The sequence below is a fragment of the Streptosporangium sp. NPDC049248 genome (assembly GCF_040678965.1).
In the GTDB taxonomy this organism is placed as follows: domain Bacteria; phylum Actinomycetota; class Actinomycetes; order Streptosporangiales; family Streptosporangiaceae; genus Streptosporangium; species Streptosporangium fukuiense.
Genome location: NZ_JBFAQY010000003.1, coordinates 477,826 through 499,451 on the forward strand (window position 1 = coordinate 477,826; position 21,626 = coordinate 499,451).

A 21,626-nucleotide genomic window follows, 5' to 3' on the forward strand; every position below is an offset into this window, starting at 1 on the left:
CGCGCCGGCCACTCCCCTCCCGGGGGGACGGCCTCTCGCCTCCCTCGGCCAAGCCCCGGCCGCACGGCGGCGTGCCCGCGCGCTGTGTTCGTGTCACAGGATGGATCTGCCCCAGTGGATCGTCGAAGGGAAACCCGTGCCGTTCACGCCCAGTCATGTGGCCGCCGTGCTGCCGCTGGTCTCCTCGGAGCGGATGCGCCGCCTGCTTGATCCCTGGGCACTCGCTCTGGGGGCCATGGTGCCCGATCTGCCGATCTTCTTCCCGTTCCTGCCCGACTACACGATCTGGCACTCCTACGAGGGCGTCCTCACGATCGACCCGTTCGCCGTGGCCGTGCTGCTGGCGGTCTTCCACCTGGTGCTCCGCGACCCGCTGACCGCGCTACTGCCCCCCGGCCTCGCCGGGCGCGCCGCAGCCCTGACTCCCGGCATGTACGGGGTGCGGCGGCTGCCCGCCGTGATCGCCGGAGGCGCGGTGGGCGCCCTCACCCACAAGCTCTGGGACTCCTTCACCCACTCCTACAGCTCCGCGATGTGGGGCTGGAGCTGGCTGGACACCCGGGTGGCGGACGTGATTCCGCTGTTCCGCCTGCTGCAGTACACCTCCACGGTGGTCGGCCTGGCGGTCGTGTTCTGGTGGGCCTGGCGCGGGCTGTCCGGGATGGAGCCCCGGCCGGTCCCCGAGCGGCTGATCATCTCCGCCCGCGGGCGGATGGCCGTGTTCCTGGCCACCGCCCTGTCCGTCCTGCTGGGCGCGATCGCCTGGCCGATCGCCTTCCCGCCACGCGGCATGGCGGAACTCGTGACAAGGCTGGGCGCGGGAGTAATCGTCGGCTGCTCCGCCATGCTCCTGGTCCACGCGCTGATATGGCAGCTCAGGCGGGTCGTGACAGTATTCGAGGGTGCCTGAAGCCATCGACCCCCACCTGGCCGGCCCCTTGGCCGACTACGCCGACCTGCGCGACGTCGAGCTGCGCAAGAGCCTGGAGGCCGAGCACGGCCTCTTCATAGCCGAGGGGGAGAAGGTCATCCGCCGCGCCGTCGCGGCGGGCTACCCCGTGCGCTCCGTGCTGCTCACCCCCCGCTGGGCCGAGCCCCTCGCCGACCTCCTCGACACCCTCGAAGGCCGGGTCCACATCGTGGACGACGCCGTCGTGGAGGGCCTCACCGGCTTTCAGGTCCACCGGGGTGCCCTCGCCGCGATGGAACGTCTCCCACTGCCCTCCGTCGAGGAGATCCTGTCCGGCAGGGCCTCCTTTCCGGAGAGAGCGGCTCCGGAGCCGGGCATCCGGCCCCGGCGTGTCCTGGTCCTGGAGGACCTCGTCGACCACGGCAACGTCGGCGCCATCTTCCGCTGCGCCGCCGCGCTGGGAGTCGAGGCGGTCGTCCTCTCGCCGCGCTGCGCCGACCCGCTGTACAGAAGATCGGTGAAGGTCTCCATGGGCGCGGTCTTCGCGATCCCGTACGCGCGGATGACCGACTGGTACGCGGGTCTGGCCGAGCTGCGCGAAGCGGGCTTCCAGACGCTGGCCCTCACCCCCGACCAGTCCGCCACGCCTCTGGACAGGGTCGACATGGCCGACCGGGTGGCGCTGCTGCTCGGCTCGGAAGGGGACGGGCTCTCCTCCCGCTGGTTGCGTGAGGCCGACGAGCCGGTCTGCATCCCGATGAGCCCGACGGCCATGGGTCTCGGCGTCGACTCCCTCAACGTGGTCGCCGCCGCCGCCATCGCCTGCCACGGCCTGATGCGCGCGGGCTGAGCTCTACCGGCCCGGCTCCACGGTACATCCGCTCCTTTCCAGCCGGAGGTCGCCTGCGCGGCGGTCGTGGCTCAGTTTCCCGCCCCGGGAGTCGGCCACGATGAGGGCAGCGCCGTAGGAACGGGCGGCGGGGTGGCATAGGTCTCCTGGGTGACCGAGGAGACCTCCTGGATGATGACGCTGTTGCTGGTGTTGCGCACCTTGAAGGAGTCGTCGACGAAGGAGCCCCCCTTGCAGTTCATGATGAGGAACCCGGGATCGGAGAAGGTGAACGCGTAACGGAGTGCCAGGGACGTCCAGTCCTCGTCCGTGTAACCGGTCGAGAAGGAGCCACCCGGATCGGCGTGGGGCTGGGCGGCGAGGACGGTGCACTCGGCGAAGTAGGCCTTTCGGGTCTGGGTGACATTGGCCGCGAACGTCAGTTGGGCGTCGATCACATACGATCCCGCGTCCATCGGGATCCAGAGCACGTTTGTGTCGCGAAAGTTTTTGAGCTCCGGTCCACTGGTGATGTTCAGGTATCTCGTCCGCCCGCCGAGCGCGGGGCCCTGGGGGCCGGCCGGTCCCTGCCGGTTCCAGGTGAGCGGCTGTTCCCCCGCCAGGCACGAGCCCGAGGGCAGGGGGCTGGGCGTGGCCGAACCCACCGTCTCCGGGTCCGAGGCGCTCTGCACGGGGATCCTGACGGAGCCCCTGGCGTTGACGCAGGCGGTGATCGTCGTGTCGTCGCCGGCCACGTTGGCGATCGCCATCCCCGAACCGCCGACGAGCAACCCGGCCAGCACGCCGACCGCCAGCGTGCTCTTTTTCCCGCTCATGGTTCTCCCGTTCAGGCGACACCACGTCGCCGCTGGCAGGAACCTTGCAAGACAGGCTTGGTGTTCTCTTGGAAACGACCGCATCCGCTGGGCCGGGCCCTTCGCCGACCTCCGGGAAGGCCGGGTCCACGTCATGGGTTCCACCGCGATGGCCGCGGGCGTGGACTCGCTCAACGTGGTGGCCGCCGCCGCGATCGCGTGCCACGGGTTGACGCGCGGTGCCTTCGCGTGAGAGGAGCGAAGGTGGTGGCGGCCGCCCCGCACCGCTGATCTCAGCGTGCGAGGCGGTCCCGGGTCAGAGCCAGGGGTCATCCTCGTCGGGTTCACGGTGAGGGGTCGCGGACTTGGTTTCCTCAGCGGCGGGAGGCCGGACCTCCGACGCCATCTCCAGGGTGACGGCGGTGGTGGCGGCCAGGGTCGTGATGAAGACGGTCCACAGGAAGGGCGGCCAACCGGGAAAGGCGTGGCTGTTTCGCATGAGCTGAACGGACCACGCGGCTATCTCCGAGATAACGCCGAGAACGATCGCGCCCCCGAGAACAAAGGTAAGGAATCGCGTCGCGTCCAGCAGGTCCATCTCGTCTGTGATCAGTCCTCCGGCCATACGGATGACCTGGTGGCCGGTGAAAAGGAAGGCCAAAAGGCAACCGGCCGCCAGCAGCAGGCCGAGAACCGCTGTCGTCCAGGGGCTCAGGGCGGCCTTGACGAGCCACGGCCATGCCGTCTGAATCCACCAGGTCCACGCCGAGACGACCGCGGCGCGGGTGGATCCGCGGCTGATCGGTGCTATCAGCGCTATGCCGAATACGACGAGAAGATAAATCGTCACCTTCAGCAGGCTGTGCGGGCCGATCGCCCAGAACAGGATCAGGAGCATCACGGCCAGAAACGACAGGTCCATCCACGAGGACAGGTCCGCCTTGAGCAGGGGCGGCGGGAGATAGAGGAGCGGCAGGAGGTCCTGTTCGCCGCGGAGGTAGGTCGTGAAGCCCTGCGGATTGCCCTGGTAGGTCTCCCACATGTTCCAGAGCACATTGGTGGCATAGAAAAGTATGACCCATCGCGCCAGTTGTCTCCGCCGTGATGGACGGCTCGCCGTGATGGTGGACCATCCCCTTCGAATCCAGATGAATTCAAACGGCCATGTCACAGAACCGGCCAGCGACTTTGGTCGCCGCCGTCTCTGGGGTTCGACGCGATAACGCCTGGCCGCGCCTCCCCATGCCGTCCCCCTCCGCGAGGAATACCCCCGGTCGCGCAGTCTCGACTTCAGCACGGTTTCCCTCCGGGCGCGTCTCCGGGGCCTCGATACCACGTGCTTCAGTTCCTACCAGGGTATTGCCCCGGATGTGAGGGTGGGAAGAAATATCGGGCGCGCGGCCATTTCTCCATTCGGAAGATCTTGGGGACAGCGGTCACCGCCCTCCGTGCGGCCGTACCCGGAGGGGAGCCCAAGAAGATCATCCGTCAATTCGGCGACTTATTTAGGCAGTAATTGCGGAAATCTATTATTTAATGCTATTTTGTCGCATTCACGTCAGTGATCTTTTTCCGGCGGCCGGCGGGAATCTCCACACCCGGCTGACGGCGTCGTTCGGCGGCCGGACAGGTCGAGGGCCACGCGCGTTCGACGATCACGATTCCGCCGCGGGCGCCGTATCGGGCGCGACGTCATCGGCCTCAACGGCGGCCGGTGCCGCGGGGCGGCGCGCGTCCACCTCGATCTCGATCTTCATGCGGGGGTCGGCGAGGCCGCACACGAGCATCGTCGCCGCGGGGCGGACCCCGCCGAAGCGGTCGCGCAGGGTCGGCCAGCAGGGCTCGAAGTCCTCGCGGTCGGGCAGCAGGTAGCGCACCCGGACGACGTCGGCGAACGAGCAGCCCGCCTCGCTCAGCGCCGCCTCGATGTTGCGCAGGCACTGCCCGGCCTGCTCGACCACGTCGTCGGAGATCGTCATGGTCGCGTAGTCGAAGCCGGTCGTCCCGGACACGTGCACCCGGTCGCCGTCGACCACCGCCCGCGCGTACCCGATCTGCTCCTCGAAGGTCGAACCACTCAGGATCGCGAACCGCTCTGTCATGCGGCAAACCGTAGGCACTCGGCGCCGGTACGTCCAATCCTTCGTGTTCTCGCGGTACGCACGGATCGTCGGCGAGTTCGGGTCGTACCGCCTGATCACAGCTCGGGCGGCGTCTGCTCGCTCGCCCAGTCCAGGAGCCGCCTCGCGGTCTGGAAGCGCCGGTCGGCGCTGGACTCGCCGAGGATGACGCCGACGAGGCGGTGGCCGTCGCGGTCGGCGGCGAACGACAGGCAGTATCCGGCGGCGCCGGTGTAGCCGGTCTTGAGGCCCAGGACCCCGGGAGTCTTGCCGAGCAGCTTGTTGGAGTTGGTCCAGGAGTGCGCCCGATGGACCTTGGAGCTGGCCACCACGTGGCGCCTGCTGGAGGCGATGGTCCGCAGCACCGGGTCGCGCAGCGCGATCTCGGCCAGCTTCGCCTGGTCCAGGGCCGTGGAATGGCCGGGGGCCGGTTTCGGCAGGCCGTCGGCGCTGGCGTAGGCGGTGTCGACCAGGCCCATGGAGCGGGCGGTGGCGTTCATCTTCGCCACGAACCTCGTGTTGCCCGGCCCGTAGACGCGGGCCAGGGCATGGGAGGCGTCCGCGGCCGAGGGGAGCATGACCGCGTAAAGCAGGTCCCTGACGGTCAACCGCTCTCCGGCGCGCAGCGAGGCGTGGGTCGCGCCGTTCGAGGCCGCGTGCCGCACGTCCGCCGCCTGGATCGTGACGGTGTCGTCCAGCCTCGCCTCCCTGAGCACGACGTACGCCGTCATGACCTTGGTCAGGCTGGCCACCGGCATCCGCTTGCCGGCCTGCTTGCTCAGGTGGACCGCTCCGGTGCCGGTGTCGTACAGGTACGCGGCCCGCCCCGGCGCCGAGGGCACGGAGGCACGCCCTCGGCCGGCGGGTGCGGCGCTGAAAACCGGTGCGGCCGGGGCGGATGTCGGGGGTCCGGCGGCCAGGGCCGGTGCCTGCGGCGCGGTGACCAGGGCGGCCGTGGCGACCAGGGCCGCGCGGGTGATGAGGCGGATTCCCCCGTGATGCATGCGAGCCATGCTGACAGAGGCCACCGTCGATATGCGGAAGTTGGCTGTTTGGCTATGGAAAAGTTGACATCGGCGTCGGGCGGGCGAGACCGGGAGAGGCGACTCTCGGTGCCGACGCGCCGAACGGCCCGAAGGCCTCGGAGCGAACGGAGACTCAGGGAGCGGCGGCCGGGCTCTCCACCTCGCTGCGGGCGACCCGGCGCCGGCGCCGGTGGACGAACCAGGCGATCACCGCGATCGCCGCCACCGCCGCCAGGCCCGCCAGGAGCGGCGACCGCACGGCCAACTCCAGCCAGCCCCAGATCACCGAGTACAGGCCGAACGACGTCACCGGCACCCAGGTCAGGCAGCCGAGCGCGCTGGCCACGACGTACCAGGGATAGGAGATCCGCAGCACTCCGGCCACCCAGGGCAGCGTGTGGCGCAGCCCGGGCACCCAGAAGCAGGCGTAGACGGCGAGCGCGCCCCGTTTCCTGACGACCTTCTCGACCCGCAGGATGTTCTCCTGGCCGATCTTGACGCCCAGCCGGGAGGTGTAGAGCCTGGAGCCCAGGACGTGGCCGACCCAGTAGTAGACCTGGAACGCGCCGAACAGGGCCACGCCGCCGACGATCACCCAGAGCCACAGGGGCATGCCCAGAAAGGCCGCGGAAGCCGGGTCAGGGATACCCGCCGCAACAGATCGCACTCTGAACATCACCGCCATGGTTGTTCCGCCTGCTTGACTCGATATTAGGCCAGGCTTACCTCATCCGTTATGGCGGAGCCCTCTCAGGCACACAGACTGCAAGCGGACGTCAACTCCAGAGCAACCGCCCTGGCATACACCTGGGAGTAACGGAGGAAGGTGTCTGTGATGGGTTCGCGTAGCAGTGTGGCGCCGGTGGTGGCGAGTGGAACCGCGAGTGTCGCCAAGCTGCTCGTCGCCACCCTTGCCTTTACCGGAGCCTACCTGGGGGTGGAGACCGCGTACGGCACCGGCGCCCGGACCCCGGCCGGCACGGCGAGCACGGCCGGCACGGCGACGGGGGAACCGGTGCGGACCGTGGTGCTCTCCTCGCAGTCGATGCCGGCCATCACGGAGCAGGCCCCGGTGGCCGGTGAGGTCACCGTCAGCGAGATCGACGCGTTCGGTCCCTGCGACAGGCCCTACCGGGCCCAGAGCGTGGTCGGCAACGACGACCCCCGGGCCACCGTCTCCTACGGCTGGCGCCTGGAGCGCTGGAGCTCGAAGACCCACCGCTGGCACGCCTACCTGGGCACCGGCTCCGGCTTCACCGGCGAGGCCCAGGTCGTCGAGTGGCAGCCCAGGATCGTCAACAACCCCGGCTGGTACCGCGTCGTGCTCTCGGTCCCCGGCGACGCCCCGCTGCGCAGCGAGAAGTTCATGGTCGCCTGCTGAGGCCGGTCAGCCGCCGAGGGAGCGCCGCGCCGCCTCCACCCACCGGCTCACGCCGACCCGCTCGGCCACCGCGAGGGCGTTCTCGTAGTGCGGCCGCACCGCGTCGGTGAAGCCCAGCCGCAACGCCAGGTCGCCCAGGGTCAGGGCGACCGGCCAGAGTGCCACCACGCCGGTGCCGGCGCCCGCGATCCGGTCGGCGAACGGCTTCAGCGTGTCGTACGCCTCGATCATCCGCTCCCGGTCGTCCAGCAGCATGCCCGCCAGGGCCCGCCAGATCATCGCCAGCTCGTAGAGGAAGTCCGGGCGCACCGGCGTCTTCACCGCGATGACGGCTCTCGCGTCGCGATGATGACCCGCGGAGGCGAGGGCCACCGCGTAGGCGTCGAGTGTCCATTTGGCCCCGCGCTGGTGCGCCTCGGCCAGCGGCCCGACCATCTCCGCGGCCTGCCCGTTGACCAGGTTCAGGCAGAACGTGGTGATCAGCGGCAGGTCCTGGCGGCCCTCCAGCATGCCGGCCCTGGCGGTCAGCCGGGCGGCGTCGCGGTAGGCGCGCTCGGCCCCGGCGAAGTCACCGGCGATCATCAGGCGCTGCCCGGCGTACCAGGCGACCACGGCGGCCGGCGCGGACAGGCCGTACTGCCTGGCCAGCTTCTCGGTGGCGGCCACGTGCGCGTCGGCCTCGGCGAACGCGCCCGAGGCGGCCGCGCACTCCATCAGCACGAGGTGGGCCAGTGCCTGCACCGAGATCTGCCCGGTCGCCCTGCCGACCTCCAGCAGTTCCCTGCCGATGACCTCGCGCTCGCCCACCGGCGTGATGCCGTACGACTGGCGCAGCCGCCCGCTCAGCGCGGTCGCGAGCAGGGCGGGGTCACCGGACCGCCTGGCCAGTTCCTCGGCCTCCAGCGAGGCCTGCTCGCCCCGGGGGGTGGCCGACCCCTCCAACTCCAGGGCGAGCGTGGCCAGCAGGCTCGCCCGCAGCGACTGCTCACCGGCGGGCAACTCGACCAGTGCCTGCTCGGCGACGTCGACGATCTCCCAGGCGGTACGGGTGAAGTCGCGGGCCATGCCCTTGTGCGGCACCGCCAGCGAGGCGGCCACCCGGGCGGTGAGCTCCAGGTTGCCCAGCGGCAGTGCGGCGTCCATCGCCTCACGTCGCCGCCTGCGGGCCGCGGCCATGTCGCCGCAGAGCGCCAATGCCTTGATCAGCCGCAGGGTCAGCAGCAGGCGCTCCCTGGTGCTGTCGGGGGTGTGGGTGATGCCCGACCTGTCGAAGGCGGCGATGGCCTGCTCCCACAGGGTGGCGGCCTCGCGGTGGGCGAAGCGGCGCTCGGCCTGTTCGGCGGCGAGCTGGGCGTAGTGCACCGCCTTGATGGCGGTCTCGCTGGTGCCCGCCGAGTCGTAGTGGTGGGCCAGCGCGGCCACGTCACCGGGATTCCTGCGCTCGATCACCGCGGCCACCGTGGCGTGCATCCGGGAGCGGCGCAGGCGGGAGGCGTCGGAGTAAAGCGTGTCGCGGACCAGGTCGTGGTCGAACCGGAGCATGCCGGGGCCCGGCTCGGTGACCAGCCCGGCGAGCAGCGCCGCCTCCACCGCGTCGACCACGGCGTCCTCGTCGCCGGAGACGTCGACCAGCACGTCCACGTCGACATCGCGGCCGATCACCGCGGCCTGCAGCAGGATCTGCTGGGCGGCCGCGGGCAGCCGGGAGATCCGCCTCCGCAGCACGTCACGGACGCCGGACGGGACGCCGGAGATCACCTCGGCGGCCGTCGCGCGGTCGCTCACCGCTTCGGCGTCGAGCAGGCGCACCGTTTCGCGGACGAAGAAGGGATTGCCGCCGGTGCGCTCGACGATGCTGTTGACCGCGTCCTCGTCCACCTCGCGCACGCAGGTCGCCCGGACCAGCTCGGCCACCGCCTTGGTGTCGAGCCCGGTGAGACCGACCCGGACGGGACCAAGCCTGGCCAGCGCGGCCAGCACGTCGGCCTGCTGGTCACTCAGCTCGCTGTCGCGGCAGGTCACCACCAGCAGCACCCGGCTGGTGGCCAGCAGGCTCGGCAGCGCGCGGAGCAGCGCCAGCGTCTGGTCGTCGGCCCAGTGCAGGTCCTCCAGGGTCAGCAGGATCGGCGTCTCCTTGGCGACGGCGGCGAGGTAGCCGCCCACCGCCCGGTGCAGCCGGAATCCGCCGGAGGCCTGGTCGTCGTCGGGCTCGGGGGCCGCGTCGTCCAGCAGCGGGGCCAGCAGCGCGGCGTACTCGCCGGGACCGGCCGCGCTCACCAGGGTGCGCAGGATCTCGACCCAGGCCCAGCCAGGGGGGGTGGCACTGCTGTCGGGGCAGGCCCCGGAGGAGATGCCCCACCCGTCCTCGGACAGCCGCCTGTTGAGCTGGCGGACCAGGGTGGTCTTGCCCGCGCCCGCGTCACCACTGATGATCGCGACCGTGAAACGGCCGGTCCTGGCCGCGGCGGTGGTCAGCCTGCTCAGCTCCGCGTCGCGGCCGACGAACGGCTCGGGCTCCAGTGGGGGAAGCTCCACCTGGGCCACCGCCGGCCTGGGCGGCCAGGTGTCGGCGGTCACCTGCTGGCGCTGCCTGGCCGGCGGCGGGGTGGCGAGCTGCAGGCCGGGGTCCTGGGACAGGATGTCGGACTCCAGCTTGCGCAGCGCCGGGCCGGGGTCGATCCCGAGCTCCTCGGAGAGGATCGTGCGCGCCCTGCGCAGCGCCGCCAGCGCCTCGCCCTGCCGCCCGCAGCGGTACAGGCCCAGGGCCAGCAGCCGCCAGCCCTCCTCACGGAGCGGATGCTCGGTGGTCAGCGCCTCCAGGTCGGGCACCGCCTCCGCGGGCATGCCCATCCGCAGGCCGCTGTCGGCGTGCCGCTCACGGGCCACCAGACGCAGCTCGGCGAGCCGGTTGACCTCGGCCTCGGCCCACGGCTGGTCGGCGAAGTCGGAGTACGGGGTGCCGCGCCACAGGCCCAGGGCCTTCTCCAGGCGAGGCCGCGCGGAGGCGGGGTCGTCGCCCTCCAGGTGCTCTCCGGCGGTGCGGACCAGCGTCTCGAAGCGGAGCGCGTCGACCTGCTCGGGGGCGGCGCGCAGCGCGTAGCCCGAGGCCACGGTCACCAGCAGCCGGTTGGGACCTCCGCGTGGCCGGCCGGGCTCCAGCACCCTGCGCAGCCGGGAGATGTAGACCTGAAGGCCCGACTGCGCGCCCTTGGCCGCGTCGTCGTCCCACAGGTCGTACAGCAGGGAGTCGACGGGGACGACCTGTCCGCGCGCGACGAGCAGGCGTGCCAGGACCGCACGTTGCCGGAGCCCGCCCAGGTCGAGCTGGTCCTCACCGGAATGCGCCTCGACCGGGCCGAGAACTCGGAACGCCACCATGTCAGCCGCCACGCTATGTGGGCCTTCCAATCGCACACAAGGTATTTCCCAATCTAGCGGCTGATCGACTCCTTTTCAGGGGCCGGTGCGGCGTTCTCACGCCGGCGCAGGAACGACCACGCGCCGAGCGCCAGTCCACCGAAGGGGATTTCGACAGTGTAGGTCCAGAACCCGAAAAGCAGTGCGGCGGCGGTGGCGGAGTCCAGCGGCGCACCGAAGAAGACCAGCGCGCCGATGGTTCCGGCCTCCATTATCCCCGTACCGCTGGGAGTCACCAAGGCCGTGGTCAGCACCCGGGACAGGGCGAAGGCGGCGATCGACTGGGCCAGACCCGGGTAGGCGCCGGTCGCGTGCAGGCAGACGACCAGGATCAGCCACTGGAAGCCGAGGAAGAAGATCATGCCCAGGGTCAGCCCGGCCCAGCGGTTCCGCACGATCTCGGAGGTGTCGGCCCGCAGCTTGGCCAGCGCCTCGGAGGCGGCGTGGTCGCCGGGGCGGATCCGGTGGGGGAGCAGGCGGGTGAGGGCGTCGAGGACCCGGCCCAGGACGTCGGCGGCGCGGTCCCAGTAGAGCGCGACGGTCACCACGGCGACCAGTACCAGGATGGACATCGCGCCCGCCCAGCCGGCACTGGCCACCGCGGGGCTGAGCGGCTGCCCGCTGAACAGCAGGGCCACGATTCCCGCCGCGGGCAGCAGGAACCGGAACAGGGTGTTCCAGATGCCGCTGGTCAGCGTGGAGACCACGACGGCCCGGACGGAGAAACCCCAGCCCTTGGTCATCGCGAACGTCATCGCCACCCCGGCCGCGCCGCCGAAGGGGAGCAGGTTGCTCACCGCGCTGCCGCCCGCGTTCAGCGTCAGGGCCTGCAGGTGGGTCAGGCCGGGAAGGGAGGCGGTCAGCACGAACGTGTAGGCCAGCAGGCTGAGCAGCCAGACGCCGGCCATCAGCGCGACCTCTCCGGGCCCCAGCCCGGCGAACTGGGCGCCGATCTGTGACCAGGAGACGTGCTTGCCCGTCAGGGCCGCCACTATCTGGGGTAGGAAGATCACAAGCGTGGCGGCCAGCGCCAGCGACGCGACCGACAACCCGACCTGGAGCAATCTGCTCTTCACGTAACACCCCTGCCCCAGTGTGCCGCTTCCGGACTCATCCTCGGGGAGGAGTTTCGAACGGGTGCCTCAGGCGGGAACCCAGGGGGACATCCCGCCTGACGTACCACTCGGTGCCGAAGACCAGACGGTAGAGGGGCTGGGGGATCTTGAGCATGACTCCGAGCGTGCGGGTGTCGGCGCCGGTGGCCTGGGAGGCGTGGGCGGCCATGCTCGCCCGCTTCTGGCGGGCGAAGCGCCGCACGCCGACCCGGTGGGTGATCACCTCGCCGGGGGAGTAGGCCCGCTCGAAGGCGCGGATGTCGAGCTGCGGGTAGAACCTCCGGACGAGCCGCAGTCCCCGCAGCAGAGGGTCACGGTTGACCGTGGCCTCCAGCACGATCGGGGTTTTCGCGATCTCGGCGGCCCGGCCGCCGACCCGGTGCACCTGGACGTGGTCGGGGTGCCCGTAGCCTCCCGCCGGATCGTAGGTCGTCAGCAGGTCGGCCTTCTCCTCGGTGAGGACGGCGGCCAGCCGCTGGGCGGCCTCCTCCGCGTCGGCGTCGATGAAGGCGTTGTCCGGCCTGTCGTCGGCGATCCCGCCGCCGGGGGCCAGCCCGGAGTCTCCGTAGCCGAGGTTCACCACCCGGGCGCAGCCGAGCGCGGCCGCCGACGCGTAGAGCTCGGCCATCCGGGCGGCGCCCAGTGCCTCACCGGGTTCGAGGTCGGCCTGGCCTCGCTCACCCGAGGTCGCCACGACGAGCACCACCCGGTGTCCCTCGGCGGCGAGCATCGCCATGGTGCCCGCGGTCAGTAGGGCCTCGTCGTCGGGATGGGCATGAAAGAACACCGCTGTCTTGACGTTGCTGATCAGGCTGACTCCGTTCGCGAGGGCTGGATGTGCCCTCGGGGGGCACGCAGGCATGATCTCACGCGGGTCTACGCTGGCATCGTGAGGATCCTCCACATCAGTGACTGTTACCTGCCGCGCCTCGGTGGGATCGAGGTGCAGGTCGCCGATCTGATCCGGATGCAGCGGGAGGCCGGTCACCATGTCGAGGTGGCGACCGCCACCCCGGGGGAGCCTCTTCCCGGAGTGCACAGGATCGTCGCGGGACTCCCCTTCGACCTGCCGGTCCACCCGTTCGGGGTGGGACACCTGCTCCGTCTGCTGAAAGCGCGGCGCCCCGAGGTGGTGCACGTGCACACCGGCGCGGTCTCGCCGTTCGCCTGGATGGGCGTGCGGGCGGCGACGCGGGCGGGGCTGCCCCTGGTCGTCACGGTGCACAGCATGTGGGACCCGGTCACCAGGGCGCTCTACCGAGGGCTGCGGCTGCTGTTCGGATGGCACCGCTGGGGGCTGGTGGGCACCGCGGTGAGCGAGGCGGCCGCCCTGCCGATCCGCGCGGTGGCCGGTCCCGGCGTGCCGGTGCACGTGGTCTCCAACGGCCTGGACGTCTCCGGCTGGCGCGCCGTATCCCCCGCCGTTTCTGTGGATTCCGTACGGTCCGACCCGGTGCATGTCGTCGCGGTGGGGCGGCTGGCGCCCCGCAAGCAGCCGGTCCGGCTGCTGCGGCTCCTGCGGGAGGCCCGTGCCCTGGTGCCTCGGGAGACGCCGATGCGGGCCACGATCGTCGGGGACGGCCCGGCCCGATCGCGGATGGAGCGCTATCTGAGGGCCAACGGGATGACCGGCTGGGTCTCGCTTCCCGGCCGCTACAGCCGCGACCAGATCCGCGAGCTGCTCGCCGCGACGGACGTGTTCGTCGCTCCCGCGCCCCGCGAGTCCTTCGGGCTGGCGGCGCTGGAGGCCAGGTCGGCGGGGGTACCGGTGGTGGCGCGCGCGCAGAGCGGGGTGGCCGACTTCGTCCGGCAGGGCAAGGAGGGGTTGCTCGGGCGGAGCTTCGACGACCTGGTCGCGTCGGTGGCCAGGCTGGTGCGCGACCGTGAGCTGCGCCAGGCGATCGCGGCGAACAACCGGGAGACCGAGCCCGTCCGCAGTTCCTGGCCCACGGTGCTCGAAGGCTTCGAACGCTGTTACGAGCAGGCTCGCACCCGCGGGGCCTGACGGGTCCGCGGCCCCGTGCGGTCCGGTGGAACACTCGGGCCGGCGCCTTTTCGCCCCCGGTCGGGGGCGGGTGAAACGGCGAGGCCCCTGCCGCGCGGTGGCAGGGGCCTCGAGGATGTTCGGTACGGCCGCCGCGCCGCACTGCCCCCCGCAGGCGGAGCGGCGACCGTACCGGGAGTGCCCCCTGTCGCCAGGAGGCACGGATCCGGTTACGAGCAGGCGGCGACGAGCTTGTTGCTCGCCTCCTGGATCTTCGTTCCGAACGTCCCGGCGGCCGTGGCCGCGGCGGCCGGGTCGTTCGGGTCGATCTTGAATGACCCGAACGACGTGGAGAGGTCGGTGAGCGCGGCGGCCAGGTCGCCGTCCGCGGTGTCCGCCAGAGCCTTGAGGTCGGCGGCGAGCTTGGCGGTGGCGTCGTTGAACTTGCCGAGGTCACCGGCGCCCGCCGTGGCGGCGGTGCTGTAGTCCGTGAAGATCTTCGACCAGGCGGCCTCGGCGCAGATCGCGTCGTTGGTGGACGACCCGCCGCAGGCGGCGGTCATCGATATGAGAGCGGCCCCCGCGGCGGCGACGGCGATGCGGCGGGAGGAAAGGGCGCGGAACATTTTTGCCTTTCATTGCATTTCGTGACAGGCAAGACGGTAAGCATAGGGGCTTGCGCGCCACTTTCATCGTGCTTACAGAAGTGACTCAAGTGACCCGGTGTGATTTCTCCCTCGCGGTGGGTAAGAGCGGAGTATGGCTGAGGTGATCGTCGAATCCGGTTCCGGTCAGCGCTCGCTCAAGCGGGTCATCGGGCGCAGGGTCCTGCTGCTGTTCGTGGTGGGCGACATCCTTGGCGCGGGGATCTACGCGCTGGTCGGGAAGGTAGCGGGCTATGTCGGGGGAGCCCTGTGGCTGCCCTTCCTCGTCGCCTTCCTGCTGGCGGCGCTGACGGCGACCGCCTACGCCGAACTCGTCGGTAAATATCCGCAGGCCGCAGGTGCTGCGCTTTATGTGAATAAAGCGTTCAATATCCCTTTTGTTACCTTTATTGTGGCGTTCGCGGTGATGATGAGCGGGATCACCTCGGCGAGTGCCGCGGCGCGGGCCTTCGGCGGCAACTACCTCGCGCAGTTCGTCACGCTGCCGGTCGTCGTCGGCGCGTTCATCTTCCTCGGCCTGGTCACCCTGGTGAACTTCGCCGGCATCTCCGAGTCCATCAAGGTCAACGTGGTGCTGACGATCATCGAGGCGTTCGGCCTGCTGGTCATCATCGCGATCGGCATCTACGCCCTGCTGTCCGGTGACGGCGAGCCGTCCCGGGCCCTGGAGTTCCACCCGGTCAACGGCGCCTTCCTCGGCGTTCTGGGAGGCACGGCGCTCGCCTTCTACGCGCTGCTCGGTTTCGAGGACTCGGTCAACCTGGCCGAGGAGGCCAAGAACCCGCAGCGGGACTTTCCCCGGGCGCTCTTCGGCGGCCTGGCCGTCGCGGCGATCATCTACATGGGGGTCGCGTTCACGGCGACCATGCTGGTCGACACCAGGACGCTGACCACCTCGTCCGGCCCGTTGCTCGAAGTGGTCAAGGTCGCCGGGCTGGCGTTCCCGCCCAAGTTGTTCGCTCTGATCGCACTGCTCGCGGTGGGCAACACCGCGTTGATCAACATGCTCATGGCCTCGCGCCTGGTCTACGGCATGGCGCGAGAGGGGATCGTGCCGCGAATCTTCGCGTCGGTCCATTCGACGAGATCCACCCCGTGGGTGGCCATCGTCTTCACCGTGGGGGTCGCGGCGGTGCTGGTGGCCACCGGCGACGTGGGCAACCTGGCCGACACCACGGTGCTCCTGTTGCTCTGTGTCTTCATGATCGTCAACGTGGCGGTGCTGGTCCTGCGCAGGGAGCAGGTGGACCACGAGCACTTCCGGGCACCGAGCTGGATGCCCGCTCTGGGGGCGCTGGTCTGTCTCGTCCTGGCGCTGCCGGTCACCGGCAGGGGGGCGGACGTCTACATCCGAGCGGGGGCCCTGCTCGCGATCGGGATGATCCTCTGGTTCGTCAACCGGCTCTTCCTGTCAGAAGGGCAGAGTTCGTCCTGAGGGGGTGCGGAGGTCGAGGGGGGCGGGCTTCCGAGGTGGCCGGGGCTTTTGGAGGATTAGGGCCTTTTTCATGTCCTACTCCCTCTTTGTTGGAGTTCGAGAGAGACTACGCCAGCTGACTGACTTTTTCGCAGATTTTTTCGCCGAGCGCGGACCGGGCGGAGGCGGAGGTACGGGGCCGGCATCCCGGCTGTGTGGTTGATGAGGTCAGTCGTGGCGGCTTGAGGGCTGAGGCGCGTTGTGTCGGTAGAGTACGGGGCTCGTGTTTCCGGCAGAGGCACCGTCTGTTCCAGGTAGGCGACCTCGTGATCGCGCGGGGAGAGCCGGGGAGGACTCAGCGGCGGAGCACGAAGGCTCTCTCGTCGTCGCCGATGCCGACCGAGCCCACCGCCCACAGCGTGCCGGTGCCCGGCACCCGGGCCAGACCGGTGTCGCCGACGTCGTCGGTCTCGTCGTACTGCTGGGTGGCGGTGTAGGCGCGGAACAGCGGACCGTACTCGCGTGACCAGGCGGTGCCGTCGAAGCGCAGGATGAGCACCTGCCCCGGGTGGTCGGCGTCGACGCCGCTGATCCACAGGTCGCCGGGTCCGAAGGCGGTGACACCGTGCAGGACACCTCGCGAGACCGGCAGCTCGGCCCGGGTCCAGCGGCTTCCGTCCCAGCGGATGACCAGCGGCTGCGCGCCTTTCGGGTCCGGCAACGCGTCCGGGGCGGTGGAGATCCGTCCGACCGCCCACACCTCTGTCGGAGAGACCTGCCAGACCCGGTTGAGCCTGCCACCGGGGATCTGGGGCGTCTCCGTCTGCTCCCACGATCCATCCACGCCGTGCCAGACCAGCGGGGCACCGGTCTCGCCCGTCCCCGCCACCCAGACATGTCCCTTCCTGAAGGTGACCGCCTCGAGGATGCTCTTCTCGATGTTCAGCGCGTTGCGGAACTCGCCGTCCCGCCATTCCACGACGACGGCCCCCGAGGGGCCGTTGGCGACGAACCACGCGGTGCCGCCGCTCGTCGCGACGTCCGCCAGCCGGTAGTCCTCGGCCACCCCGAAGGGCCGGTGCGTGCTCCACGCCCGCCCGTTCCAGTGTGCGGCGAACGGGCTCGAGCCGTTGCCCGCCACCCACACGTCGTCGGGGCCGCCCGCGCTGACCGCCTCCAGGTGGTAGGCGTCGCCCTCGCCCAGGGGCACCTGTCGCCAGCGACTCCCGTCCCAGCGGAGGATCGCGGGCGTGCCCTCCCGATCCTCCGCGCTGTCCTGGTATCCCACGGCCCAGGCGTCCCGGGGGCCGGTCGCCGCCACGTCGAGCAGTGCCGTGGCGCCCGACAGCTTCGAGCCTCCCGCCTCCACCGCCCACTCGGCGGACGCGGCGATCACCGTGTTCGCCGGGGGAGTCGCCGCGGGATTCCGGGACCCGGCATCGGGAGAGGCGGTGGCCGGGAGCGTCAGGCTCTGGGAGTCCGGACGATTCGGCGTCGGTGTAAAGCTGGGTTCGGGCGCCGTCCGGCCCGCACCGCACGCGGCGACCAGGAGCGTTCCGATGACCGTGACCGCCATCGGACGCGGTTTCAACATGTCGTCATTGTTCCTTATATCACCATCGGTTGGTCGTGCCCGCCAGGATTGGAACCGCCTGTTCGGGGGCACCTGGCACATAGTCAGGAGGGGATACCGATGTCGAGGGGCGAAGACGGTGCGGGATTCCACATCCGGGCCGACAGGCACCGTCACTTCACAACCCTGTACGCGGCGGGGGCACTGGACTACGGGTCCGCGCCCCTGTTGAAGGAGCAGGCCGACATCGCCCTGCGGGCGACCGATCACCCGCGCCTGGTGATCGACCTCACCGAGGTCACCTTCTGCGACTCCACCGGGTACGGCGTGCTGATGTACGCCCTCACCCGCGTCCGTCGCCTGACGGGCTCGCTCGTCCTCGTCGGCCTCTCCGCCGCGATGAGGAACCGGCTGAGCCGCCTCGGAGTGGCAGAGCTGTTCGACACCCGCCGTACGGTCGAGGAGGCGAAGAAGGTGTTTCCCAGGACGACGTGAACGACCGGTGAGACCGGCGTGCTCCGTGGTCTACCGGGGGGGTTCACGGCGTATGAGACAGTTGTGTTGTTTGGGACAAGGTAGGTCAGAAGGTTGGTCATGTTCGTGGGAAATGAGGCGGAGCCTGCTTTCACCGCCACCTCGGGGTTGCACGGCACCGCGCTCGTCGTGCGGGCGAGTGGAGAGCTTGATCACTACCACACGCGCGTGCTGCGGGAGGAGATGGGAAGGGCGTGGGGTGTCCTGCCCTCGCAGCTTCTCATCCTCGACCTGTCGGCCCTGACCTTCTGCGACTCCTCGGGGATCGGCGAGTTGCTCCAGGTTCGCCACCACGGCCTGAGCGAGGGGGTGCGGGTCATCCTCACCGGCGTTCAGGGCAACCTCGCCCGGCGGCTCAACCTGGCCGGTCTGACCCAGGTGTTCGAGATGTTCCCCTCCGTGGCCGAGGCGCTGGAAGCGGCCTGAGGCGGGGTTCCGCACGACGCGCGACCACCGTGCGAGATCAAACGGTGCCCTCGCCGACGAAGGTCTCGAAGAGCCGATCGTGATCGAGCGTGGTCGTGATGAACGTCTGGCTGCCGGCGGCCGGCCACGCGCCCCACGCGCCGCCCTCCTCCCGGACCATCTCGACCTCCGCCCAGCCGGCGATGGCGTGGTCGATGGCCACGCAGGCCGCGGTGGGGTCGTGCAGAAGCTTTCCCCCCGGCTTCTTGCGCAGGTAGTGCTCCATGCCCGAGAACACCAGGGCGAGTCCGGCCGTGCGGTCCCGGTACGGCCGCAGCCGCTCGTGGAACTCCCGGTCGTAGCGAACTCCGTGGGTGACGTTCTTGGACACCAGTTCGCGCCGGGCGATCCGGTCGCCGGACGACAGCGCGAGCCGGGCCGCCCCGGGGGCGCCGTTGAAGTTGAACGTCGGGCACGCGGTACGGCCGTCGAACTTCGGCAGCCGGTGCTCGGGCGGCACGACGTTGTCACCGGCGAACCCGCCCTGGGCCACCCACCGGCTCAGCCTCACCCCCGCCTGCTCGTCGAGGAACCGCCGGAGGTTGTGAAGCGGTCCGCCGGTGAGAAGCGTGGCCCGGGGGTGGTGCTCCAGGGTCTGGGCGATCAGGGCATCGGGCGGGGCGTCCGGCAGAGCCGGCACGGGAGTGCCGAGCCAGCGGTGATGGAAGGCGGACACGTGGTCCTTGCCGGTGCCGGGATCACTGGCGCCCACCGGGACGTCGTCCCGGCCGACCAGCCCGAGCACACGCCGGACCAGCCCGACCTGGGCCGGTGATCCCGGGGTGACGGTGACGGCGCGCAGCCGTACCGCCGGATGGGTCGCGACCAGGCACAGGGTCAGCACGTCGTCGGGATCCTGGGTCTCCAGATCGAACAACAGATCCAGCATCGCGTCTCGCGACCTTCCTGTGTTGTGGTGAAAAGTCCACTGATCGTATGAACCCGCGAGGAGATGACGCGAGTCATTTAGCGCGATCATGCCGCTCGGTCAGATCCCTGGTCGATTGTCCGGCATGTCATGAAGTGTCAACTCTCGCGCCGCTCAGTCGGTGCGACGGGAAGAATCCCCGGGGTTCAGACCGGGTAGGAGTTCAAGCTCCAAGTGTGATCCACCGAGGGGGAGAGGGGCTTCCATGGCCGAGGAACCGTCGAGGCTGGCCGGCCTGCTGTATGAGATCGGGCTGCTCAAGCGCTACCGGCGCACGGGCTGGCTGGTCGCGGGAGTACGGGACCCGGAAAGCATCGCCGACCACTCCTTCCGGACAGCGATCATCGCGAGCGTGATCACCGCGTTGGAAGGCGGCAACCCCGAGCGGGCGGCCTTCATGAGCCTGTTCCACGACACGCAGGAGTCGCGGGTCACCGACATCCCCTACCTCGCCAAGCCCTACCTGAAGGCGGCACAGAACGAGGAGGTCACCGCGGACCAGGTGCGCGGTCTCCCCGGGCCCGTGGCGGAGATGGTGAGCGGCGCGGTCGAGGAGTACGAGGAGAAGACCAGCCTCGAAGCCGTCTGCGCCCGTGACGCGGACAAGCTGGAGTGCCTGATCCAGGCGATCGAGTACCGCGAGCAGGGGTATCAGAACATGCAGCCGTGGATCGACAGCTCTCTCGCCGCGCTGAAGACGCCGTCCGCCAAACGCCTCGCGGACGAAGCACTCGGCACGGGGTCGCTCGAGTGGGTGACACGCGTGCTCAACGGGGATCAGGACACCTGACGCTCACCGGACGGTCTCGGGCGGGGAGCGCGCTGGGCGTGTCCACAGCCTTGAGGAAGGTTCCGGCGGAGTACGGGCCGCTGCCCCGGCCCTCGGGCCGGGGGAACTCCTCCTCGCCATCCCGGCCGGAGGCGGCGAGAAGGAAGTGTCCGGAGCCGGAGGTGCCGCCTTCGAGGCGACGGTGCTCGGTGATGTCGATCTCTCCGTAGCGGGGGATCATCCGCGGGTCTTCGGACGATCTCGCCGGACGAGGAGGTCAGGCGGCGACCTGCTCCCGGCGGAGCCGGACGCCGCCGACGCGGCCCTCGCGCTCGCGGAGGATGGTGCGGAGCACCCGAAGGCCGTCGCGGACGGCGTGCAGGTTGCTGGCGCCGTGGATCCGGCTGCGCTCGTGGCTGGGAACCTCGCGGATGACGAGTCCGGCCTGGGCGGCGCGGATGTTCATCAGGGTCTCGATCTCGAAGCCGTCGCAGTCGAGGTCGAGCGCGTCGAGGTGGCGGGCCCAGAAGGCGTTGTAGCCGTAGCACAGGTCGGTGTAGCGGGTGCCGTACAGCCGGTTGGTCATCTTGGTCAGCACCGTGTTGCCGAGCGAGCGGATCGGGCTGATGTCGTCGGATCCTCCGCCGGGGGCGCAGCGCGAGCCCTTGGCGAAGTCGGCGCCCTCGACCAGCGCGGTCACGAAGGCGTGGATCTCCTTGCCGTCGGTCGATCCGTCGGCGTCGATCATGACGATGATGTCACCGGTCGCGGCGGCGAAACCCTCGGTGAGAGCGTTGCCCTTGCCTTTGCCGGTCTGCCTGACGACGCGCAGCCCGGGCCGGAGGGCCTTGGCCACGGCCACCGTGTCGTCGATGGAGTTGCCGTCGACCAGGATCACCTCGTCGATCCAGGACGGCAGGGTCGCGAAGACGTGGGGGAGGTTCTCAGCCTCGTTCATGGCGGGGACGACCACACTGACACTGAAGGCGAAAGGGGCGCTGTTCATGCGTATAAGGTCTACCGAACCGCCTGCAGAACGCTTGAAAGCCCCTTGCAAGTCCGTCTGGGATGGAAGACCCCGCCCATGGGTGTGCGGGGAGGGTCTCTTCGCCGACGGTCAGAAAGGGAGCGTACGACCCGAGGGGCTGCGCAGGTCGAGCGGTACCGGGTTGCGGGGGGGACGGGGGCGTTGCACGACCAGGATCCTTTTCACGATGCCGCTCCATTCTGGGCTGGATCATCGGGTGTTACCCATGTCAGCCCCAAGAATCACCTATCTCCGTATCACATGAAGAACACTGGCCACACGCTCCGCGGCCGTGGCGACGTCCTCCGCGTGGCCGATGCGACCGGCCCAGGACAACCAGAACCACCACTCGCCGTCGTCCTCATGGGCGGCTAGCACGTCCTCGGTCCTGGCGGGGGCCATCGGGTTGATCACATGGAGCCTTGGATAAAGCCCCGCTGCCGACCTCAGGCGTACCTGGAAGGCGTGTGCCTCCAACTGGGCTGCCAACCGACGCAGGTGGTCGACGGCCTCGCCGCGTTCTGCCATCATCCGGATCACTCCTGGCGGACACTCGTGACTTGCCTCTTTGCAGAGTGCGGTTTCGTGGCACTTGAGGCAATCGGTCCTTCCGCAAACCCCCTCGGGATCAGTGGAATAGACCGGAAAGTCATGG

22 protein-coding genes are annotated in these 21,626 nt (G+C 69.9%); 8 read left to right on the forward strand and 14 right to left on the reverse strand.

Translation table 11 applies throughout. The annotated features are described in order from the left end of the window. Positions 1-100 precede the first annotated feature (100 nt). On the forward strand, positions 101-910 hold the full coding sequence (locus tag AB0K21_RS08845) for a DUF4184 family protein (RefSeq protein WP_343969783.1): 810 nt from the start codon (positions 101-103) through the stop codon (positions 908-910). Further along, positions 903-1,760 (forward strand): RNA methyltransferase, encoded by an 858-nt coding sequence (locus AB0K21_RS08850; RefSeq protein WP_343969786.1) that lies wholly within the window; start codon positions 903-905, stop codon positions 1,758-1,760. Before AB0K21_RS08845 ends, AB0K21_RS08850 begins: the two co-directional genes overlap by 8 nt. Positions 1,761-1,831: 71 nt before the next feature. Here AB0K21_RS08850 and AB0K21_RS08855 read toward each other — a convergent pair whose 3' ends face one another. The 5 genes from AB0K21_RS08855 to AB0K21_RS08875 form a co-directional block, all read right to left on the reverse strand. Next, the gene (locus AB0K21_RS08855; RefSeq protein WP_364148884.1) at positions 1,832-2,575 is read right to left on the reverse strand and encodes a hypothetical protein; all 744 of its coding nucleotides are present in this window, start codon (positions 2,573-2,575) and stop codon (positions 1,832-1,834) included. Between the two features lie 295 nt (positions 2,576-2,870). Beyond that, positions 2,871-3,725, reverse strand: a complete 855-nt coding sequence (locus AB0K21_RS08860) for a hypothetical protein (RefSeq protein WP_364148886.1) — start codon at positions 3,723-3,725, stop codon at positions 2,871-2,873. 484 nt (positions 3,726-4,209) lie between these two features. Next, the gene (locus AB0K21_RS08865; protein ID WP_343969795.1) at positions 4,210-4,656 is read right to left on the reverse strand and encodes a RidA family protein; all 447 of its coding nucleotides are present in this window, start codon (positions 4,654-4,656) and stop codon (positions 4,210-4,212) included. A gap of 95 nt (positions 4,657-4,751) precedes the next feature. After that, on the reverse strand, positions 4,752-5,678 hold the full coding sequence (locus AB0K21_RS08870) for a serine hydrolase (protein ID WP_343969798.1): 927 nt from the start codon (positions 5,676-5,678) through the stop codon (positions 4,752-4,754). A 154-nt stretch (positions 5,679-5,832) separates the two neighbouring features. Beyond that, a complete protein-coding gene (locus AB0K21_RS08875) occupies positions 5,833-6,384 on the reverse strand; it encodes a VTT domain-containing protein (protein ID WP_364148888.1) in 552 nt (183 codons plus the stop codon). Positions 6,385-6,534: 150 nt separating this feature from the next. Between AB0K21_RS08875 and AB0K21_RS08880 the strand changes: the two genes are divergently transcribed. Continuing rightward, on the forward strand, positions 6,535-7,080 hold the full coding sequence (locus AB0K21_RS08880; RefSeq protein ID WP_343969805.1) for a hypothetical protein: 546 nt from the start codon (positions 6,535-6,537) through the stop codon (positions 7,078-7,080). Between the two features lie 6 nt (positions 7,081-7,086). Here AB0K21_RS08880 and AB0K21_RS08885 read toward each other — a convergent pair whose 3' ends face one another. Genes AB0K21_RS08885 through AB0K21_RS08895 form a run of 3 tightly spaced genes read right to left on the reverse strand, consistent with a single transcriptional unit; the run spans position 7,087 to position 12,399 of the window. Then, a complete protein-coding gene (locus AB0K21_RS08885) occupies positions 7,087-10,470 on the reverse strand; it encodes a BTAD domain-containing putative transcriptional regulator (RefSeq protein WP_343969808.1) in 3,384 nt (1,127 codons plus the stop codon). A gap of 41 nt (positions 10,471-10,511) precedes the next feature. Further along, complete coding sequence (locus AB0K21_RS08890; RefSeq protein WP_343969810.1) at positions 10,512-11,573, reverse strand: lysylphosphatidylglycerol synthase transmembrane domain-containing protein; 1,062 nt, start codon at positions 11,571-11,573, stop codon at positions 10,512-10,514. Between the two features lie 34 nt (positions 11,574-11,607). Continuing rightward, positions 11,608-12,399, reverse strand: a complete 792-nt coding sequence (locus AB0K21_RS08895; protein ID WP_364148891.1) for a PIG-L family deacetylase — start codon at positions 12,397-12,399, stop codon at positions 11,608-11,610. A gap of 102 nt (positions 12,400-12,501) precedes the next feature. On the opposite strand from AB0K21_RS08895, the gene AB0K21_RS08900 reads away from it, so the two are divergent. Next, a complete protein-coding gene (locus AB0K21_RS08900) occupies positions 12,502-13,617 on the forward strand; it encodes a glycosyltransferase family 4 protein (protein ID WP_343969816.1) in 1,116 nt (371 codons plus the stop codon). A gap of 209 nt (positions 13,618-13,826) precedes the next feature. On the opposite strand, the gene AB0K21_RS08905 is transcribed toward AB0K21_RS08900, so the two are convergent. Next, complete coding sequence (locus AB0K21_RS08905) at positions 13,827-14,222, reverse strand: hypothetical protein (RefSeq protein WP_364148893.1); 396 nt, start codon at positions 14,220-14,222, stop codon at positions 13,827-13,829. Positions 14,223-14,355: 133 nt separating this feature from the next. Here AB0K21_RS08905 and AB0K21_RS08910 point away from each other — a divergent pair, with 133 nt between their 5' ends. After that, positions 14,356-15,696 (forward strand): APC family permease, encoded by a 1,341-nt coding sequence (locus AB0K21_RS08910; protein WP_364148895.1) that lies wholly within the window; start codon positions 14,356-14,358, stop codon positions 15,694-15,696. A 334-nt stretch (positions 15,697-16,030) separates the two neighbouring features. Here the strand turns inward: AB0K21_RS08910 and AB0K21_RS08915 are convergent, their stop codons facing one another. Beyond that, the gene (locus AB0K21_RS08915) at positions 16,031-17,269 is read right to left on the reverse strand and encodes a hypothetical protein (protein WP_364148897.1); all 1,239 of its coding nucleotides are present in this window, start codon (positions 17,267-17,269) and stop codon (positions 16,031-16,033) included. A gap of 99 nt (positions 17,270-17,368) precedes the next feature. Here AB0K21_RS08915 and AB0K21_RS08920 point away from each other — a divergent pair, with 99 nt between their 5' ends. Further along, positions 17,369-17,743 (forward strand): STAS domain-containing protein, encoded by a 375-nt coding sequence (locus AB0K21_RS08920; RefSeq protein ID WP_364148899.1) that lies wholly within the window; start codon positions 17,369-17,371, stop codon positions 17,741-17,743. A gap of 99 nt (positions 17,744-17,842) precedes the next feature. Then, positions 17,843-18,208, forward strand: coding sequence for an STAS domain-containing protein (locus tag AB0K21_RS08925; protein ID WP_343969832.1), 366 nt, complete (start codon positions 17,843-17,845; stop codon positions 18,206-18,208). Between the two features lie 37 nt (positions 18,209-18,245). Here AB0K21_RS08925 and AB0K21_RS08930 read toward each other — a convergent pair whose 3' ends face one another. Next, complete coding sequence (locus tag AB0K21_RS08930; protein ID WP_364148900.1) at positions 18,246-19,136, reverse strand: nucleoside hydrolase; 891 nt, start codon at positions 19,134-19,136, stop codon at positions 18,246-18,248. Between the two features lie 244 nt (positions 19,137-19,380). Between AB0K21_RS08930 and AB0K21_RS08935 the strand changes: the two genes are divergently transcribed. Next, positions 19,381-19,965 carry an HD domain-containing protein gene (locus tag AB0K21_RS08935; protein ID WP_364148902.1) on the forward strand — a complete coding sequence of 195 codons (585 nt, stop codon included), beginning with the start codon at positions 19,381-19,383 and terminating at the stop codon, positions 19,963-19,965. On the opposite strand, the gene AB0K21_RS08940 is transcribed toward AB0K21_RS08935, so the two are convergent. From AB0K21_RS08940 to AB0K21_RS08950, 3 genes are all read right to left on the reverse strand, one after another. Then, positions 19,943-20,185: a hypothetical protein gene (locus AB0K21_RS08940; protein ID WP_364148904.1), complete on the reverse strand. Its 243-nt coding sequence runs from the start codon at positions 20,183-20,185 to the stop codon at positions 19,943-19,945. The genes AB0K21_RS08935 and AB0K21_RS08940 overlap by 23 nt on opposite strands. Positions 20,186-20,221: 36 nt before the next feature. Continuing rightward, positions 20,222-20,950 carry a glycosyltransferase family 2 protein gene (locus tag AB0K21_RS08945; RefSeq protein ID WP_364148906.1) on the reverse strand — a complete coding sequence of 243 codons (729 nt, stop codon included), beginning with the start codon at positions 20,948-20,950 and terminating at the stop codon, positions 20,222-20,224. A 267-nt stretch (positions 20,951-21,217) separates the two neighbouring features. Further along, positions 21,218-21,502 carry a hypothetical protein gene (locus AB0K21_RS08950; protein WP_030912059.1) on the reverse strand — a complete coding sequence of 95 codons (285 nt, stop codon included), beginning with the start codon at positions 21,500-21,502 and terminating at the stop codon, positions 21,218-21,220. Between the last annotated feature and the right edge of the window lie 124 nt (positions 21,503-21,626).